Annotated in this window: 9 protein-coding genes; 2 read left to right on the forward strand and 7 right to left on the reverse strand. The window is 74.0% G+C overall.

The annotated features are described in order from the left end of the window. Positions 1-6: 6 nt before the first annotated feature. The 5 genes from CP982_RS04415 to CP982_RS04435 all read right to left on the reverse strand — a co-directional run bounded on the left by CP982_RS04415 (position 7) and on the right by CP982_RS04435 (position 5,083). The gene (locus tag CP982_RS04415) at positions 7-1,119 is read right to left on the reverse strand and encodes a YncE family protein (RefSeq protein ID WP_150509263.1); all 1,113 of its coding nucleotides are present in this window, start codon (positions 1,117-1,119) and stop codon (positions 7-9) included. A 78-nt stretch (positions 1,120-1,197) separates the two neighbouring features. Then, complete coding sequence (locus CP982_RS04420) at positions 1,198-3,177, reverse strand: hypothetical protein (RefSeq protein WP_150509264.1); 1,980 nt, start codon at positions 3,175-3,177, stop codon at positions 1,198-1,200. A 118-nt stretch (positions 3,178-3,295) separates the two neighbouring features. Further along, positions 3,296-3,502, reverse strand: a complete 207-nt coding sequence (locus CP982_RS04425; protein WP_150509265.1) for a hypothetical protein — start codon at positions 3,500-3,502, stop codon at positions 3,296-3,298. A 106-nt stretch (positions 3,503-3,608) separates the two neighbouring features. Continuing rightward, on the reverse strand, positions 3,609-4,121 hold the full coding sequence (locus CP982_RS04430; RefSeq protein WP_150509266.1) for a YbaK/EbsC family protein: 513 nt from the start codon (positions 4,119-4,121) through the stop codon (positions 3,609-3,611). Between the two features lie 41 nt (positions 4,122-4,162). Then, positions 4,163-5,083, reverse strand: coding sequence for a LysR family transcriptional regulator (locus CP982_RS04435; protein ID WP_150509267.1), 921 nt, complete (start codon positions 5,081-5,083; stop codon positions 4,163-4,165). Positions 5,084-5,154: 71 nt separating this feature from the next. On the opposite strand from CP982_RS04435, the gene CP982_RS04440 reads away from it, so the two are divergent. Continuing rightward, positions 5,155-6,069 (forward strand): dihydrodipicolinate synthase family protein, encoded by a 915-nt coding sequence (locus CP982_RS04440; protein WP_150509268.1) that lies wholly within the window; start codon positions 5,155-5,157, stop codon positions 6,067-6,069. A 244-nt stretch (positions 6,070-6,313) separates the two neighbouring features. Then, positions 6,314-6,967 carry a helix-turn-helix transcriptional regulator gene (locus CP982_RS04445; protein ID WP_150509269.1) on the forward strand — a complete coding sequence of 218 codons (654 nt, stop codon included), beginning with the start codon at positions 6,314-6,316 and terminating at the stop codon, positions 6,965-6,967. A 137-nt stretch (positions 6,968-7,104) separates the two neighbouring features. Here the strand turns inward: CP982_RS04445 and CP982_RS04450 are convergent, their stop codons facing one another. Together CP982_RS04450 and CP982_RS04455 are read right to left on the reverse strand one after the other, a co-directional pair. Further along, a complete protein-coding gene (locus CP982_RS04450) occupies positions 7,105-7,863 on the reverse strand; it encodes a thioesterase II family protein (protein ID WP_372503328.1) in 759 nt (252 codons plus the stop codon). A 64-nt stretch (positions 7,864-7,927) separates the two neighbouring features. Beyond that, positions 7,928-19,234, reverse strand: coding sequence for a type I polyketide synthase (locus CP982_RS04455; protein WP_150509271.1), 11,307 nt, complete (start codon positions 19,232-19,234; stop codon positions 7,928-7,930). Positions 19,235-19,236 lie beyond the last annotated feature (2 nt).

Below are 19,236 nucleotides of genomic sequence, written 5' to 3' on the forward strand. Positions count from 1 at the left end.
TCCGGCTCAGAAGCCGACGATCTGGAGGTACACGCCGGGGTCGTCGGCGTAGTGGGTGCCCGTGAGGTAGAGCGTTTCGCCGTCGGGGCCCACGGTCAGGCCCGACGCCCGTTCCACAGCGAAGTCGGTGACCGTCTCGTCGGTGACCTGGGTGTTGGTCGCCGTGTCGTAGGACAGCACCTTCGGCGCGGTCCTGTGGTCGTCCACGAGCACGTACAGACGCGTGCCGTCCTGGCTCACGGCCGGGCTCAGGACCGGTGCGGAATCCGACCGGAAGTCGATGGTTTCCAGGACGTCGTCGCGCATGAGGCCGACCAGGGCGGCGCGGCCGTCCGGCTTGCTCAGCGCGTACAGGCGGCGGCCGTCGGGGGTGAGGGCCAGCTCGTCGACGAAGCCGGTGGCCGCGATGGTGCGCACCACCTTCGGGACGCCCGCCGAGGTGGTCAGATGGACCAGGCCGACGTCGCCGACGACGTACACGTCCCTGCCGTTCGGCCGTACGACGATGTCGCGCGGGCTCTCGCCGGGCAGCGGGACAGCGGCGGTGAACGCGCGCCGGGCCGTGGAGAACACCAGGAGCCGGGACGGGCCCGCGCTCGGGCCGTTGTCGTGCGGTCCGCTCTGGTCGAGGTAGACCGTCGTCCCGTCCGGGCTGATGGCCATGCGGGAAAGGGATCCGGGCCGGGTGCCCGGGGGCCGTGGCTGGTCGGGGACGGGGATGCTGGCGCGCAGGGTGTCGGTGGCCGTGTCGATCACGTTCAGGGTGTCTTCGGTGACCAGGTAGATCAGTCTGCCGCGGGCACCGAACGCCATCGGCCCCGCCCAGCGTCCGGCCCTGGTGGGCACCTCCGCGGTGACCTCCCCTGTCTGGGTGTCGACGACGTACAGCTTGGTGCCGGTGGCCTCGATCGCGCCGACGTACGCGGTGGTGCCGTCCGCGCTGACCAGCGGCGCCCGCGCGTACCGCGCCCCGGGCAGGGGGGTGAGGTTCTCGACGCCCGGGACCGGGTCCGGTGACAGGTCCGGATCCGCGACGGCGGCGCCCGTGCCGGTGAGCAGCAGCGCCCCGACTGCCAGCAGCGGAGCCAGCCAACGGGCCCTGGAACCAAGGGAATCCATAAGCCCCTCCCCCACAGGCACACCGCGCCCTCGCGATGGCGGGGTCAGGCTACGCGGACACGCCCGGCCGGACACACCCTAGGGTTCCCGGGTGTCGCCCACCGCCCGCAGGTTCGCGCCGTCCTCGGTGCGGCCGCGTACGGAGAGGGTCGCGTCCTTGGGGACGCGGACGGCGAGGGTGTTGCCGTCCTCGGTGGCGCGGGTGTCTCCGGTGACGGTGAGTTCACGGATGTCCCTGCTGCCCGCCGCCAGCAGATAGCGGCGCCCGGCGGCCGTCGTCCATGCGGTCCTTGCCACGATGTGCTGGCCGAAGCGGCTGCACGCTGCGGTGGACCGGTCACGGGCCACGAGGCGGGCCGGGGTGGTGGCGGAGCGCCCGGGCGGGCGCAGGTGCACCTGGATGTCGCCGGGCCCGGCCCAGGTGGAGACACGGGTGCAGGACCAGGTGGCGCGGCCGCCGCGCTCGGGCAGGTCCTGCTCCGCGAAGTCCCACTGGTTCACCGCGCGGACGCCGTGGTCGCGCAGGCCGCGCAGGGCGCACGCCGTGCGGGCCCAGGCCGTGAGCGCGGCGGGCCCCGTGGCCTCGCGCGGCTGCCGCGCGGGGGCGCCGGTGTGCGGGGACGGGGTGTGGGTGAGGTGGGCGGGGGTGAGTCCGCCGAGGTCGGTGACGAGGAAGGCGTGCTTCTCCACGATCCGTACGGACGACCGGAGTTGGAGCACCGGCAGGCCCGTGCAGGCGCCTGCGGTCGCGGGCGCGTCGACGGGGTCCGTGATGCCGTCCTTCGTGGTGTGCAGCGGGCGTCCGGGGGTGTCGGGGCGCAGCAGGTCCCGGGTCTGCGCGTCGGCGATCCAGGGTGCGGCGAGATAGCGTACGGCGCCGTCGCGGCGGGCGACGACCAGGGCGGCCGCGGTGGTGACTCCGGCCTCGTCGGTGCGCGCGACCTCCAGGGCCGGGCGGTCGGGGGAGCCGAGTGGTTCGCTGTACCGCACGACGCGGTCGCTGTCGTGGAGAAGCACCACGGCACGGCCGTCGATGTCGCCCGCGTACAGCAGTTGGGCGCCGCGCGTGGGCGGCAGCAGGCCGGTGGTCCTCGTCCTCGTCACGGAGGTGCCGGGAGGCGGCGCGGCCCAGGTGTCCAGGGCCCGGCCGAGCAGCGCCTCGTCGTCCGTGCGCCCGCCTCGGGCGGGCCAGGCGGTGAAGTCGACGCGCGCGGTGTCGGCCCAGCTGCCGGAGGGGGTGTGGACGAGCTGGGCGGGGGTGATCTGCGCGGCCCGCATCGGGTGCGCCCGTGAGCTGTCGGGCGGGCCCGTCGGGGTGGAGGAGACGGTGAGTACGGTGCCGCACGCCGTCACCGCCGCGACGAGGCCCGCGATCCGTACGCGGCGCCTGCGGCGCAGCAGGTCGGTCGGCCGGGTGCGGACGGAACAGGCGTCGAACTCCGCGGACCGCAGCAGGGCCGACGCGTCCGCTCCCGCGTGGGCGCGCAGGTCGTCGGCGGTGGCGAGGGCCGCGTCCGGGTCCTGCTCCCCCACGGTCAGGAGCAGTTCGCGTACGCGCTCGTCCGGCATGTCGTCGACGCAGCGCAGCGCGACGACGGCGCGTGCGGCGGGCGGCACCGCGGCGAGCGCCCGGCTCAGCGCGATCTCTTCGGCGCCGCCCGCATGCGGCGAGAGCCGCAGCCCCCACACCACCGGGAGGCGGGGGCGGAGTGCGCGCGGCGGGGGCACGCGGGCGGGCCAGCCGCGCGGACGCCGGTCGTAGGCGAGCGCCGACCGCAGGACGCGGGCGCGCAGCCAGTCCTCTTCGGCTTCGACGGCCGTGGCGTCAGTGCGCTGCCGGGGCAGGAGCGCGCCCGCGGGGACGCGCGGCAGGCTCGGCAGGGCGCGCTGCACCAGCGCCTGCGCGACAAGTACCGTGCGGTGTCTGCCGAGTTCGGGAGGGAGCGTGAGGTAGGCCAGGCGCACGAGGTGTGCGTACCGGTCGACCAGGGTGGCCTCGGTCCGTTCCAGGGTGCCCCTGGAGGGTGGTGCTGCCGTACGTCGCCGTGATGAGGACATTGGTCACAAAGCCTTCCAACGGCTGTAGGCGAGTGGGTGTCACCCCCCTTCCAACGAGTGAATCTTGGGATGGTCACCACGGCGTTCACCTGGTGTGCGGCCCCGTGTCACAGCACGGTCAGTAGAGGACGGTGCACCAGCGGTTGAAGGCGCAGACCTGCCGCTCGGCACCGGTGTCGCCCTCGCTCCCGGGCATCGCGCGCGCGGCGATCGAGGACGCCGGATCGACGCCCGCACCGCGAGGGCGGGGAGGGGGTGCGGCGCCGGGGGGCGCGCTCCGCGCGGGGTCCGCCTGTGGTCCTTTGATCACATCGTTCGATGGCATGCGTACTTCAACGACCGCGCGGAAAGCGAGGACACGCGGGGCGAGCCACCGCAGGAAGGCGCACAGAAGGCGTGCGGAAAGCTTTCAGGAGACGCGGGGACTGGGGTCAGTAGGTGACCACGGGGTTGTCGGTCTTCGACACGAGTGCCACCCAGTCGGTCGCGCTGACCTCGATCGTCTCGGTCGGCGGGCCCGGCGAGAAGATCAGCCGCGGCTCGTGCCCGAGCGCGCTGTCGATCAGCAGGGTGACCTGCGGGGGGAGCCCGAAAGGAACGGCGCAGCCGGGCTCACAGCCCGTCACGGCCTTGAGCTCGGCCCCGGGGGCGATGGAGAACTTCTCCCCCAGGGCCGCCCGCGCCTTGGCGGTGTCGAGGCGCCTGCCCTCGACGGAGACGAACATCGTGTGCCGTCCGCTCTTGCCGCGCAGGAAGAGCGACTTGGTCTCCGCGCCGGTCAGGTGGAAACGCTCCCGGACCTGAGCCGCGGTCTCGTAGTCCATGACGGGCTCGTGCGCGTGCGGGGCGAAGTCGACTCCGGACCGGGCGAACAGCTCCGCGGCGCGTCGCCGGATCCCGGTGACCGTGGGCGGCTCGTCGGCCGTCATCTGACCGTCCAGCATGGGCAGTTGGCTCCTCTCGCGGGACCTGATGGCCGATCAGCCTACTCCTGCGGCTCTCCAGCGGTGCCGCCCACCACCGCTCTCGCCGCGGTCACGAACGCGGCGATCGCCGGGTGGCTGCCGCCGCCCGCGCGGAAGGCGACCTTCGAGCGGCGGAACAGCGGCAACTCGGTCAGCAGCACGCCTGAGGGGCCGTGCGTCGTGGCCGTCTCCGGTACGAATCCGGCGCCTTGGCCGGTGGCGGCCAGGGCGAGGACCGTACGGAAGTCGTTGACCTGGTGGCGGATCCGCGGCTGGAATCCGGCGGCCTGGCAGGCGCGCACAGCCATGGCGTGCCCCGTGGTGCCGTCCCGTGCGGTGATCCACGGGGCCTCGGCGTAGGGGCCGAGCAGTTCCGCCAGGGTCGCGCCGCGGCCGCCGGCCGGGGCACCGGCGTGCGTGACGAGATACATCGGCTCGTCCACCAGGGGAATCTCGTCGACCGTGACGTCCGGTGACGCGGGGACGAAGTCGTAGTCGTGGACGAGGGCCACGTCGAGTTCCCCGGCCCGCAGTCCGTCGGAGACGCGCGCGGAGTCGATCTCCCGCACCATCGGCTCAAGGGCGGGGTGCCGTCGGGCCAGCTCGGCGAGGGCGGCGGCCACGATGGTGTGCCCGCCGGAGGGGAAGGTCCCGATGCGCAGCGGCCCGCCGACGCCCTCGCGCGCACTGGCCAGCTCGGAGACCGCCAGTTCGAGCCGTTCGAGGACGGCGTCGGCGTGGGTGACGAGGGTGCGGCCCGCAGGGGTGAGGACCACCCGCCTGCCGCTGCGTTCCAGCAGGGGCACGCCCGCCTCGCGTTCCAACACACCCAACTGTTGGGAGACGGCCGACGCGGTGAAGGTCAGCGCCTCGGCCACGGCGGCGATCGTGCCCCGCCGGTCCAGTTCGCGCAGCAGGTGAAGACGGCGTACATCAAGCATTAGCTCAGCTTAGGTATAGAAGTAGAAATCAGAAATGGATCTACCGGGTCGGTGTGCGCCAGGGTTGCACCATGAAGCCCGAACCGAACTTCACCGGCCTGTACGTCCCCTTGGTGACCCCGTTCACCGACGAGCTGCGCCTCGCTCCCGACGCCGTCGCCCGCCTCGCCGACGAGACGCTCTCGTCCGGCGCCTCCGGACTCGTCGCCCTCGGCACGACGGCGGAGGCGGCCACGCTGACCGCCGAGGAGAAGCGGACCGTGGTGCGCGTCTGCGCGGCCGCCTGCCGGGCGCACGGCGCCCCTCTGATCGTCGGGGTCGGCACCGGTGACACCGCGGCCGCCATCGCGTCGCTGCGCGAGCTCGCGGCCACCGGTGACGTGGCCGCGGCACTCGTCCCCGCGCCGCCCTACGTCCGGCCCGGCGAGGCCGGGACGCTGGCGCACTTCACCGCCCTCGCCGAGGACGGCGGCGTGCCTCTGATCGTGTACGACATCCCCTACCGCAGCGGGCAGACGCTCAGCGCGGACGCGCTCGCCGCGCTCGGCCGGCTGCCGGGGGTCGTCGGGGTCAAGCACGCGACCGGTGCGATCGACGCGACCACGGTGGAGCTGCTGGGCAGCCCGCCGCCCGGCTTCGCCGTGCTCGGCGGTGACGACGTCGTCATCTCGCCGCTCGTCGCGGCGGGCGCGCACGGCGGAATCCTCGCGTCGGCGAACCTGCGCACCGCCGGCTACGCCGAACTGATCTCGCTGTGGCGCCGCGGCGCCGCCGCACCCGCCCGTGAGCTGGGGGCCGAACTCGCCCGCTTCTCCGCCGCCCTCTTCGCCGAACCGAACCCGACGGTGATCAAGGGCGTGCTGCACGCCCAGGGTCGCATTCCCAGCGCCGCCGTCCGGCTGCCGCTGCTGCCCGCGGCGCCCGCCACGGTCCGCCGGGCGGCGCTGCTGGCCGAAAGGCGCGCCCTGCACGCGTCACCGGCCTGAGCGCCCCACCGGGGCACACCCCCTAGTCCACGCGACAGGACGTCAGCGGAACGTCAGCGGGACGCGAGCGGCGCGCGCCAACCTGGTGCCGAACACCACATGCCCGGCATGGAACGACACGTGGCGCCGCTTGGTCCGGAAACACGGCAGCTGCTTACCTGAAGGCGGAGGAGCGGGCGGCGGACTCGGTGTCCACCGCGGTCGAGCCTCGGGACCACCGTGGAAGATGGAGGTGCTCTAGCCCATGCAGCCGACCGTTGAGAGCGTTCCCACGACGCAGCCGGTGTTGGTGACCGTGCACGCGTCGGACCCGATCTCGCAGGCCGGGGTGGTGAGCCAGCTCCGGCAGTGCGCGGAGATCGTGGTGGCGGACGACATCCGACGGGATCGCGGCCAGGTCGCCCTTCTCGTCGTCGGCACCGTGGACGAGGCGACCCTGGTGAGTCTGCGCAGACTCGTCCACGCCGAGAACGTCCGGGTGGTCCTGGTGGTGGACCGGATGCGCGGCGCGGACGTGCTGGACGTCGCGGGCTGCGGCGTCACCGCGATCGTGCGGCGCCGGGAGGCCACACCGGCGCGGCTGCTGCGGGCCGTCCTGGCCGCCCACCAGGGCCACGGCGAGCTGCCGCCCGATCTGTTAGGCAGGCTCATCGCGCAGATGGGACGGCTCCAGAGCAGCGCGCAAGGTCCGACGCGGCTCGCCCCCGCGGAGATGACACCGCGAGAGGTCGACATCCTCCGCCTGGTGGCGGAAGGCCTCGACACCGCCGAGGTCGCCGCCAAACTCGCGTACTCCGAGCGGACGGTGAAGAACGACCTCCAGAACCTGACCTCGCGGCTCCATCTGCGCAACCGGACCCACGCGGTGGCGTACGCGCTGCGCGCGGGCTACATCTGAGGTTCTCGGATTCTCGGGTTCTCGGAATTCTGGGCCGCTGTGTTTTTGAGTCTCTCAGTTTCCGGGTCTCTGGGTTTCTGATGCCGAGCGGGGGCTGGACGAGGAATTCGTCCAGCCCCCGCTCCCGTCACCTGCTCCTACCTGACGGCCACGGCGCCGCGCAGCGCCTCACGCATCACCTCGATGACCTCCGCCGCTCGGGAGCTGAGGTAGAAGTGGCCGCCTCGGAACTCCCGCAGGTGGAACGCCGCCGTGGTGTGCGCGCGCCACGCGTCGGCTTCCAGGACCGTCGACTTCGGGTCGTCGTCGCCCACCAGGGCGGTGACCGGACAGTCGACGGTCGCGTCCACGGGGCCGTACGTCTCGATGGCCCGATAGTCGCTGCGGATGGCGGGCAACACCATGCGCAGCAGTTCCTCGTCGCCGAGCACCTTCGCGTCGGTGCCGCTCAGGGCCTTCACATCGGCCAGGAGACCGTCGTCGTCCCGCTGGTGGACGGTCTCCACGCGCCGCGTCGACGGTGCCCGCCTGCCGGAGGCGAACAGCATCGCGGGCGTGTGCCCTTTCCGCTCCAGCCTGCGGGTGACCTCGAACGCGATGATCGCGCCCATGCTGTGCCCGAAGAACACCACGGGCCGGTCGAACAGGGGCGCCACGACGGGCGCTATCCGGTCCGCCAGCACGCCGATGTCGTCCACGTTCGGTTCGTTCCGCCGGTCCTGGCGGCCGGGGTACTGGAGTGCCACCACATCGCTGTCGCTCGCGAGCGCGGCCGAGACCGGGTGGTAGAAGCTCGCCGATCCGCCCGCGTGCGGGAAGCAGACCAGCCGGACCGGGGCGGCCGGCGCCGGGTGGAACCGGCGGAGCCAGAGGTCGCTGCCGTCGGTAGCTGTCATGTGCGTCATCCGTTCTGCTGTCGTTGTCGGTTCGCGTCGGGGTGGGGAACGTCAGGGGCAGGGGTCAGCTCGGGTCGGCGAACCGGTCGTCGCTCAGCCATGCCTCGACGGCGAGCGCCGTCGACTCGGAGTGCTCGTCCATGATCGAGAAGTGGTCGCCGGGGACGTCGGCGTCCTCGTGGGCGTACGGCCACTCGGGCTGCCAGGCGTCCTCGGTCTCCAGGGCATCCGACTCCCCCGGCGGGAACGTGGCGTGCACGTACAGCGTCGGGGCCTCGATCGGTTCGGGCTTCCAGTCCTCGAAGACGCGCAGGTAGCCGCTCTGTCCGGTCATCTGCGCGCCGGTCAGCAGGTCGAAGGCCTCGCTGGTGGACATGCGCTCCGTCAGCGCCGCCTCCAGGCGCTTCTCGAACGAGTTCGTCGCGATGTACGTGTCGAGGAGCACCACCGCCGCCGGTGCGCGGCCCTGCCGTTCGAGCAGCGCGGCGACGGCGTTGGCCATCCACCCGCCCGAGGAGTAGCCGAGGAGCGCGAACGGCCCGTCGCCCGCCTGCCTCAGTACGGCGTCGGCCTGGAAGCGGACGACCGCCTGCCTGGTCGCGGGCAGCGACTCGCCCGCCCCGAAGCCGGGGTGGGGCAGCATGGTCACGTCCCGCCTGCCCGCGAAGACGGGGGCGAACCGCCCGAAGTAGTGCGGCCCTGAGGGTGCCATGGTCGGCGCGAAGCACAGCAGCGGCATGGCGGGCCCGGTGGCCAGCGGGACCGTCGGCAGTGCGGCCGCCTCGTCGGGTGCCCCGAACACCGGCCGCAGCACCGCGGCGGCGTCCACCATCTGCCACCCCTCCTTGGAGAGGCCGAGTTCGTAGGACTGCCGGACCAGGCCGACGAGGGTGTCCTCCACCGCGGGTTCGGCCGTCGCGGCGGGTGCGCCCCCGGCTGCCGCGGCGAGTTCGCGCCGGAGGTATCCGGCGAGCGCCGGGCCGGTCGCCTGGTCGAACACGACGGTGGTGGGCAAGCGGAGCCCGGTGTCACCCGCGAGCTGGTTGCGCAGTTGCAGCGCGGTCAGGGAGTCCAGGCCGAGCTGCGTCAGGGCGCCGGAGATGTCGATCTCGTCCGGCGCGTAGCCGAGTACGGCCGCCGTCCGGTCCCGGACCAGGACCAGCAACTCCCGCTCCTGCTCCTCGTCCGTCAGCCCGGCAAGGCGTTGCGCCAGCTTCTCCTCGCTCGCGGCGGCCGCCCTGGTGGCCCGCGTGCGTACGAGGCCGCGCAGCAGCGCGGGCGCCTCGTCGGGCCCGCCCCGCAGCGCGGCGACGTCGAGCCGCATCGGCACCACGACCGCGTCGCCCGCCGCGCACCCGTGGTCGAACAGGGCGAGCCCCTCCTCCTCGGTCAGGCCCGCGACGCCGGAGCGGGACATCCGCGCCACGTCGCCGTCCGCCAAGGAGCCGGTCATGGCGCTGGCCGACTCCCACAGGCCCCATGCCAGCGAGGTCGCGGGCAGTCCGGCGGCCCGGCGGTGCTGGGCGAGCGCGTCCAGGAAGGTGTTCGCCGCCGCGTAGTTGCCCTGGCCGGGGGTCCCGAAGACGCCCGAAGCCGACGAGAAGAGGACGAACGCCGACAGGCCGAGATCGGCGGTCAACTCGTGCAGGTGCCACGCCGCGTCGACCTTCGGCCGGAACACGGTGTCGATCCGCTCCGGCGTGAGCGAGCCGATCACGCCGTCGTCCAGTACGCCCGCCGAGTGCACCACACCGGTCAGCGGGTGGTCCTCGGGCACGGCGGCCAGGAGCTCTTGCAGCGCGGCGCGGTCCGTGACGTCACAGGCGGCGAGCGTGACGTCCGCGCCGAGGCCGGTCAGTTCCGCGCGGAGCGCGTCGGCTCCGGGCGCGGCGTCGCCGCGGCGGCTGGCGAGGACGAGGTGCCGTACGCCGTGCTCCGTCACGAGGTGCCGGGTGACGAGACCGCCGATCATGCCCGTCGCTCCGGTCACCAGGACGGTGCCGCCGGGTGCGAAGGCGACCGGGGACTGCGGCTCGGACGGTCCGAACCGCGCGATGCGCGGCACCCGCACGTCCCCGGCGCGCACCGCCACTTGCGGCTCGGCACCGGCGAGGGCGCCGGGCAGCGCCGCCCAGGAGGCATCGTGCCCGTCCACGTCGGCGAGCAGGAACCGGCCGGGGTTCTCGGACTGCGCCGCGCGGATCAGGCCCCACACCGCCGCGTCGGCGACGTCGGGCACGTCCTCGTCCGGCGCGGCCGCGACCGCCCCGCGGGTCAGGAAGACGAGGCGGGAGTCGAGGAACCGGTCGTCGGCCAGCCACTCCTGGGCCAGGCGCAACGCGCGGAAGGCGGCGGCGCGGGCTGCGGACACCGGGTCCGGGCCGTCCTCGGCGAAGGGGACGACGACCAGCTCGGGCGCCCCGGCCGCTGCGAGGGCCGCGAGGTCGCGGTACTCCCCGACGGTGCTGCCGGACGCGGCGAGTCCCGGCCGGGCCTTCAGGTCGTCCGGTCCGACGACGGCGCAACCGCGGGCGGGAGCGGGGGCGGCCGCACGGGTCGGCGCGGCCGCCCACTCCAGCCGGAACAGGGCGTCGCGGTGGCGCGCACCCCACTGGCCCGCGGCGATCGGCCGCAGGACGAGGGACGCGACCGTCGCCAGGGGGTTGCCCTGTGCGTCGGCCAGTTCCAGGGAGACGGCATCCGGTCCGGCGGGTGTGAGCCGGACCCGTGCCGTGGTGGCTCCGGTCGCGTGCCACCGGACTCCGCTCCAGGAGAACGGCAGCCGGGGCCGGCCGGCGTCCTCGACGAGGCCCCCGAGCATGCAGGCGTGCAGCGCGGCGTCGAGCAGCGCCGGGTGCAGCCCGAACGCCGCGGCGTCCCGGTCCTGTGCCTCGTCGAGTTCGATCTCGGCGTACACGGCGCCGTCACCGCGCCAAGCCGTCCGCAGGCCCTGGAAGGCGGGCCCGTACGCGAACCCTGCCTCCTCCAGACCCTCGTAGAAGCCGTCGATGCCGACGGGCTCGGCTCCGGCGGGCGGCCACTGGGTGAGCGGGGCCGGGGCGGTGGGGGTCGCGGTGGTGAGGAAGCCGGTGGCGTGCCGGATCCAGTCGGCCTCGTCGACCTCGCTCGCCTCCTTGGCCGACGTGTCCGGTGTGCCTGGTGTGTTCGGTGTGTCCGGGCGCGAGTCGACGATCAGTGTGCGGCGGCCGTCGCCGTCGTCACCGCCGACCGTCACGCGCAGCCGTACGCCGCCTCGTTCGGGCAGCACCAGTGGCGCGGCCAGCGTCAGCTCCTCCACCTCGTCGAGGCCGAGCCTGCCGCCCGCGGCGAGCGCGATGTCCGCGAAGGCCGTGCCGGGCAGCAGGACCGTCTGTCCGACGGCGTGGTCGGCGAGCCACGGATGCGTGTCCGTGCCGAGCCTGCCGGTGCACACGAGGCCCTGCCCGTCGGCGAGTTCGACGGCGGCGCCGAGCAGCGGGTGTCCCGCGCCCGCGAGGCCGAGGCCGCCCGCCGCTTCGTCGACGCTCAGGTCGTGGGGAGCGTCCAGCCAGTAGCGCTTGCGCTGGAAGGCGTACGTCGGCAGGTCGACCCGCCGCACGCCGCCACCGGCGAAGAACGCCTCCCAGTCCACCTGGACGCCACGCACATACAGGTGCCCTGCGGCCGTGGAGGCGGCCACAGCCTCGGCCCTGTCGGCCCGCAGCACCGGTACGAACCCGGCATCGGGCGCCGACTCCAGCCCCAGCGCGGACAGCGTCCCGCCTAGGCCGACCTCGACGAAGGTGGCCACGCCCTCGGCCGTGAGCGTGCCCACGGCGTCGGCGAACCGCACCGACTCGCGTACGTGACGCACCCAGTACTCCGGCGATCCGAGTTCCTCGGTGGTTGCACGGGCACCGGTCAGGGTCGACACAATCGGGACGGCGGGCGACCCGTACGACACGGACTCCAGCACGGCGCGGAAGTCGTCCAGCATCGGGTCCATCAGCGGCGAGTGGAAGGCGTGGCTCACCTTCAGCCTGGTGACCTTGCGACCCGCCGCACGCCACCGCTCCCCCACCGCCTCCACATCAGCAGCAACACCCGAAATAACAACCGCAGCCGGGCCGTTCACCGCCGCGATGCCCACCGTGCCCGGCAGAGCCGCGGCGACCTCGGCCTCCGTCGCTTGGATCGCCACCATCGCGCCGCCCGCAGGCAGCGCCTGCATCAGCCCGGCACGCGCCGACACCACCTTCACCGCATCCGCCAGCGACCACACACCCGCCACATGCGCGGCAGCCAACTCACCGATGGAGTGACCAGCGAGCAGGTCGGGGCGGATGCCCCACGACTCAAGAAGACTGAAGAGTGCGACCTCGACGGCGAACAGCGCGGGCTGCGTCACCCCCGTCTCATTGAGTGCGTCGGCGTCCTCACCGAACAACACCTCGCGGACCTCAGGACCGAACTCCGCCAGTACGCGGTCCAACGCCTCGGCGAACACCGGGAAGCGGTCCGCCAGTTCACGCCCCATGCCCAGCCGCTGCGACCCCTGACCCGAGAACAGGAAACCCACCCCGCCCACGGCAACAGAGCCCGCGACCAGACCGGGCGACGGAAGCCCCTCGACCAGCGCGGACAGACCATCGAGCAGCGCCGCGCTGTCGTCGCCCACCACAACAGCCCTGTGGTCGAAGGACGAACGCGTCGTCACCAGCGCGTGGCCGACGTCCCGCGCCTCAAGGCCCGTGTCGCTCTCGACGTGCTCGCGCAGCCGGGCCGCCTGCTCACGGAGTGCTTCCGCGTTCCGGGCCGACAGCACCCACGGCACCACGCCGCCGACCGGCACGGAAGCGGGCTCCTCCATCTCGGGGGCCTGCTCGATGATGGTGTGGGCGTTGGTGCCGCTCACGCCGAACGACGACACGCCCGCCCGTCGCACACGACCCGTCTCCGGCCACGACTGAGGCTCCGTCAGCAACTTCACCGCGCCGGCCGACCAGTCCACGTGCGACGACGGCGCGTCCACGTGCAGGGTCCGCGGCAGGACGCCGTGGCGCAGCGCCATCACCATCTTGATGACACCGGCGACACCGGCGGCGGCCTGCGTGTGACCGATGTTCGACTTGATCGAGCCGAGCCACAGCGGCTGCTCGGCGGGCCTGTCCTGGCCGTACGCGGCCAGCAGCGCCTGTGCCTCGATCGGGTCACCGAGGGTGGTGCCCGTGCCGTGCGCCTCGACCACGTCCACATCCGCCGCGGTCAGACCCCCGCTGGCGAGGGCCTGGCGGATCACGCGCTGCTGCGACGGACCGTTCGGCGCGGTCAGGCCGTTCGACGCGCCGTCCTGGTTCACCGCGGACCCACGTACGACAGCCAGCACCCGGTGGCCGTTGCGCTGCGCGTCGGACAGCCGCTCGACCAGCAGCATGCCGACGCCCTCACCCCAGCCGGTGCCGTCGGCGCCGTCGGAGAACGCCTTGCAGCGGCCGTCCGGGGACAGGCCCCGCTGGCGGCTGAACTCCACGAAGGTCGCCGGGCTGGACATCACCGTCACGCCGCCCACGAGCGCCAGCTCGCACTCGCCGGAGCGCAGCGCCTGCGCGGCGAGGTGCAGCGCCACGAGGGACGAGGAGCACGCGGTGTCCACGGTCATCGCGGGGCCTTCGAGGCCGAACACGTACGAGACCCGGCCGGAGGCGACGCTGCCCGAGCTGCCGACGCCGAGCTGTCCCTCGAAGCCCTCCGGGGCGCGCCGGAGCCGGGTGGCGTAGTCGTTGTACATCACGCCCGCGAACACGCCGGTGGCGCTGCCGCGCAGGGACTTCGGGTCGATGCCGGCCCGCTCCATCGCCTCCCACGACGTTTCGAGGAGCAGCCGCTGCTGGGGGTCGACCGCCAGTGCCTCGCGCGGGGACATGCCGAAGAAGACGGGGTCGAACTCGGCGGCGTCGTGGAGGAAGCCACCGCTGCGGACGCTGCTGGTGCCGCTGTGGTCGGGGTCCGGGTGGTAGAGCGCCTCGACGTCCCAGCCCCGGTCGTCCGGGAAGTCGGACACCGCGTCGCGCCCCTCGGCGACCAGGCGCCACAGGTCCTCGGGCGACCGTACGCCGCCGGGGTAGCGGCAGCTCATGCCGACGATGGCGATCGGCTCGTCGTCGGCGGCGGCCGTGCGGAAGGTGGCAGCCGGAGCCGCTTCGCCGCCGAGCAGCTCGGTGCGCAGGTGGCCCGCGAGCACCAGGGGCGTCGGGTAGTCGAAGACCAGCGTCACGGGCAGCCGGAGGCCGGTGGCCACGTCGAGCCGGTTGCGCAGCTCGACCGCCGTGAGGGAGTCGAAGCCGAGTTCGTCGAAGGCCCGCTCCGGTTCCACCTGGGCGGCGGACGCGTGGCCGAGCACGGCGGCGACGGACGTGCGCACGAGGTCGAGCAGCGCCGGGAGGCGTTCGTCGTCCGGCAGCGCCGAGATCCGCGCCGCCAGGCCTCCGGCGGCCTTGGCAGCCTCGGGGCGTACCGTGCGCACCAGTGCGCGCAGCAGCGCGGGGACGGCTTCGGGGTGTGCCCGCAGCGGCGCCAGGTCGAGGCGCGTGGGCACGGCCACGGCCGACGGCAGCGCGACGGCGGCGTCGAAGAGGCGCAGCCCTTCTTCGGGGGTCAGGCCCGCGGCCCCGGTCCTGGCCATTCGGGCGCCCATGCCGTCGTCTCCGGCCCACAGGCCCCAGGCCAGCGAGGTCGCGGGCAGTCCGGCGGCGCGGCGGTGCTGCGCCAGCGCGTCCAGGTACGCGTTGGCGGCCGCGTAGTTGCTCTGGCCGGGGTTGCCGAACGTACCGGCGGCGGAGGAGAACAGCACGAAGGCCGACAGGTCCATCTCGCGGGTCAGTTCGTGCAGGTGCCGGGCGCCGTCGGCCTTCGGCCCGAACACGGTGTCGATCCGCTCCGGGGTCTGCGAATCGATCACCCCGTCGTCGAGCACACCCGCCACGTGGACGACCGCCGTCACCGGATGCTCGGCCAGCAGGGCCGCCACCGCGTCCCGCTGGGCCACGTCACACGCGACGACGGCGACCTCGGCACCCAGGCCCACCAACTCGTCGCACAGATCGCCCACTTGACCGCGCCGACTGGCCAGGACTAGCCGTCGCACCCCGTGCCGCACCACCAAGTGCCGCGCCACCAACCCGCCGAGCATCCCGCTCGCGCCGGTCACCAGCACAGCGCCGTCACCGAAACCCGGCCCGCCCTGCGGCTCCACGGGGCGGGCACGCACGAGCCTCGGTGCGAGCAGCTCGCCGTCGCGCAGGGCCAGTTGGGGCTCGCCGGTCTCGACGGCGTTCGGCAGCACGCGGACCGCGGTGGCCGACCGGTCGTCGGTGTCGAGGAGCAGGAAGCGGCCCGGGTGTTCCGTCTGTGCGGCGCGTACGAAGCCCCACACCGGCGCGTTGGCCAGGTCGGGAACGTCCTCGTCGGGGCCCGCGGCCACCGCGCCGTTGGTGACGAACACGAGCCTGGCCGCGCCGAAGCGGTCGTCGGCGAGCCAAGCCCGGGCGAGCGCAAGGGCCCAGTGGGTCGCCTCCGCGGGGCCCGCGGCCGCGGGGACGGGGGCGAACACGAGGTCGGGCACCTCGTCCTCGGCGAGCGTGGCCAGGTCGGCGTGGGTGCGGGCCGCTTCGGCGGGTTCGAGGCCGCCGCCGACGACCGCCCAGCGGGCCGATGTCGAGGCGGCGGGCCGGACCCGTGTCCAGTCGACCCGGAACAGCGAGTCGAGGCGGTCGCCGGTGAGGCCGTCCGCCGCCAGGGGCCGCAGGGACAGGGCCTCGACCGAGGCGACGGGGGCGCCCGTGCCGTCGGTCAGGGAGATCGAGACGCCCGACGCGCCCGCCGGGGACAGCCGCCCGCGCAGCGCGGACGCGCCGCCGCTGTGCAGGCGCACGCCGCGCCAGGAGTACGGCAGGTGCAGGCGTTCCGCGTCGGCGACGAAGCCGCCGAGGCCGATGGCGTGCAGCGCGGAGTCGAGCAGCGCGGGGTGCAGCCCGAAGGCGCCCGCGGCGTCCTGGTCGTCCAGCTCCACCTCGACGAACACCTCGTCGCCGCGCCGCCAGGCCGTGCGCAGTCCACGGAAGGCGGGCCCGTAGCCGAGGCCCGACGCGGCGAGGTCGTCGTAGCGGCCTTCGATGTCGATCCGCTCGGCCCCCTCGGGCGGCCAGGCCTCCGCGCGGTGGGCCGGGGCGTCGTCACCGGTCGTGAGCGTGCCGAAGGCGTGCCGCGTCCAGGGCTGGTCGTCGGGCGCGTCGTCCGGCCTCGCGTACGCGCTCACCGTCCGGCGCCCGGACGCGTCCGGCGCGCCGACGGACACCTGGAGCCGCACCTCTCCGTCCTCCGGCAGGACCAGGGGTGCCGCGAGGGTCAGCTCCTCGACGAGGTCGAGTCCGACCTGGTCGCCTGCCCTGACGGCCAGCTCCACGAGGGCGGCGCCCGGTACGACGACCACGCCGCCGACCGTGTGGTCGGCCAGCCAGGGGTGGGTGGCCAGGGAGAGCCGCCCTGTGAGCAGGGCGCCCTCCTCGTCGGCCAGGGTGACCGCGGCGCCGAGCAGCGGGTGGTCCGCGGGCCGCAGGCCCACCGCCGCCATGTCCCCGGTGGGCGCCCCCGTGTCCAGCCAGTACCTGGCGCGCTGGAAGGGGTAGGTGGGCAGGTCGATCCGCCGGGCGTCGCGGCCCGCGAACACGGCGTGCCAGTCCAGGGCGACCCCGCGCACGTGCAGGGCCGCGACCGCCGAGGTCAGCGTGGCACCCTCGGGCCGGTTCGCGCGCGTTCCGGCCACGAGGAGCGCGCCCTCGTCGACGCAGTCGCGGCCCGCCGCGGTCAGCACGGCGTCGGGGCCCAGTTCCAGGAAGTTCGCCACGCCCTGCTCGCGCAGGCGGCGCACGGCGTCGAGGAACCGCACCGCCTCGCGGGCGTGCCGCACCCAGTGCTCCGGGTCGCGGGCCTGCTCCTGGGTCAGCAGGGTGCCGGTGAGGGTGGACACGATGGGGATCGTCGGTGTCCCGTAGGAGACGGTCCGGGCGACGGCGCGGAAGTCCTCCAGGACGGCGTCCACGTGCGGCGAGTGGAACGCGTGGCTGACCCGCAGGTACCGGGTCTTGCCGCCGCGCTCGCGCCACGCGCGGTCGATCGCCGCCACGGCGTCGGCGTCACCCGCGACCACTGTGGACTCGGGGCCGTTGACGGCCGCGACGTCCACCGCGCCGCGGTGCTCGGCGACCAGGTCGCGGACGGTGTCCTCGTCCGCGCGCAGCGACAGCATCGTCCCGCCTTCTGGCAGCGCGCCCATCAGCCTGCCGCGGGCCGCGACCAGCGCGCACGCGTCGGCGAGGGAGAACACGCCCGAGACGTGCGCCGCCGCCAGCTCCCCGATGGAGTGGCCCGCGAGGTAGTGCGGGGCGAGGCCCCAGGCCGTGACGAGGCGGAACAGCGCCACCTCGATCGCGAACAGCGCGGGCTGCGTATAGGTGGTCAGGTCGAGCAGGGCGGCGGCCTCGGTGCCGGGCTCCGCGAAGAGGACGTCCCGCAGCGGCCTCTCCAGATGCGGGTCGAGCGCTGCGCAGACCTCCTCCAACGCTTGTCCGAACACGGGGAACTCGCCGTACAGCTCGCGGCCCATGCCCACGCGCTGGCTGCCCTGCCCGCTGAACAGGAAGGCGAGCTTGCCGCGCGTGCCGACCGTGCCGCGCACCAGGTTCGGCGCGTCGCCGCCGGCGGCCAGGGCTTCGACGCCGCGCAGCAGTTCGGCGCGGTCCGCGCCGACGACGGCGGCCCGGTGCTCAAGGGCGGTCCTGCTGACGGCGAGCGAGTAGCCGACGTCCGTCGGCGAGGCGTCGCGGCCGTCCAGGTGCTTCAGGAGGGCGGCGGCGCGGTCGCGCAGCGCGGCGGGGTCGTTGCCGGAAAGGACCCATGGCACCGCGTCGGCCAGGACCGGGTCGACGGGCTCCGCCAGGTCGTCATCGGCCTCGTCGGCCGGGGCCTGTTCGAGGACGACGTGGGCGTTGGTGCCGCTGATGCCGAACGACGACACCGCGGTCCTGCGCGGCTGCCCCGTCCGCGGCCACGGCCGTCCCTCGGTCAGCAGCTCCACGCCGCCGTCCGACCAGTCGACGTGCCGGGAGCGCTCGCCGACGTGCAAGGTCGGCGGCAGTACGCCGTGGCGCAGCGCCATGACCATTTTGATCACGCCCGCCACGCCCGCGGCCGCCTGGGTGTGGCCGATGTTGGACTTCACCGAACCCAGCCACAGGGGGCGATCGGCGGGACGATCCTGCCCGTAGGTGGCGAGGAGCGCCTGGGCCTCGATGGGGTCGCCGAGGGTGGTGCCCGTGCCGTGGGCCTCGACGGCGTCCACGTCGGACGGCGTCAGGCCCGCGCTCGTGAGGGCCTGACGGATGACCCGCTGCTGCGAGGGGCCGTTCGGCGCGGTCAGACCGTTGGACGCGCCGTCCTGGTTCACCGCGGAGCCGCGTACGACCGCCAGTACGGGGTGGCCGTTGCGCCGGGCGTCGGACAGGCGCTCCAGGAGCAGCATGCCCGCGCCCTCGCCCCAGCCGGTGCCGTCCGCGTCGTCGGAGAACGACTTGCAGCGGCCGTCGGCGGCGAGGCCGCGCTGCTTGCTGAAGCCGACGAACGTGTGCGGGGTCGTCATCACCGTGACGCCGCCCGCGAGGGCGAGCGCGCATTCGCCCGACCGCAGCGCCTGGGCCGCGAGGTGCAGCGTGACCAGGGAAGACGAGCAGGCGGTGTCCACCGTGACGGCGGGCCCCTCCAGCGCGAACGTGTACGACACGCGGCCGGAGGCGACGCTGCCCAGGCCGCCGGTGCCCAGGAAGCCGTCCAGGCCCTCGGGCACCGACCGCAGCCGGGACGTGTAGTCGTGGTACATCACGCCCGCGAACACGCCCGTCCTGCTGCCGCGCAGCGACGCCGCGTCGATCCCGGCCCGCTCGAAGGCCTCCCAGGAGGTCTCCAGGAGCAGCCGCTGCTGCGGGTCCATCGCCAGGGCCTCACGCGGCGAGATCCCGAACACTCCGGGGTCGAACTCCCCCGCGTCGTGCAGGAATCCTCCCTCGGTGCGGAACACCCGGTCGGGGTCCTCGGGGTCGGTCAGCTCGACGTCCCCCCAGCCCCGGTCGGCGGGGAAGGGCGTCACGCCGTCGCGGGCGCCCGCGACCAGCTCCCACAGGTCCTCGGGCGAGCGCACCTCGCCCGGGTAGCGGCAGCTCATGCCGATGATGGCGATCGGTTCCTGCTCGCCGGCCTCGACCTCGCGCAACCGCCTGCGCGCCTCGCGCAGATCTCCGGTGACCCGCTTGAGGAAATAGCGGAGCTTGTCCTCGTTTTCCATGC

This window comes from Streptomyces spectabilis (assembly GCF_008704795.1).
Lineage (GTDB): Bacteria > Actinomycetota > Actinomycetes > Streptomycetales > Streptomycetaceae > Streptomyces > Streptomyces spectabilis.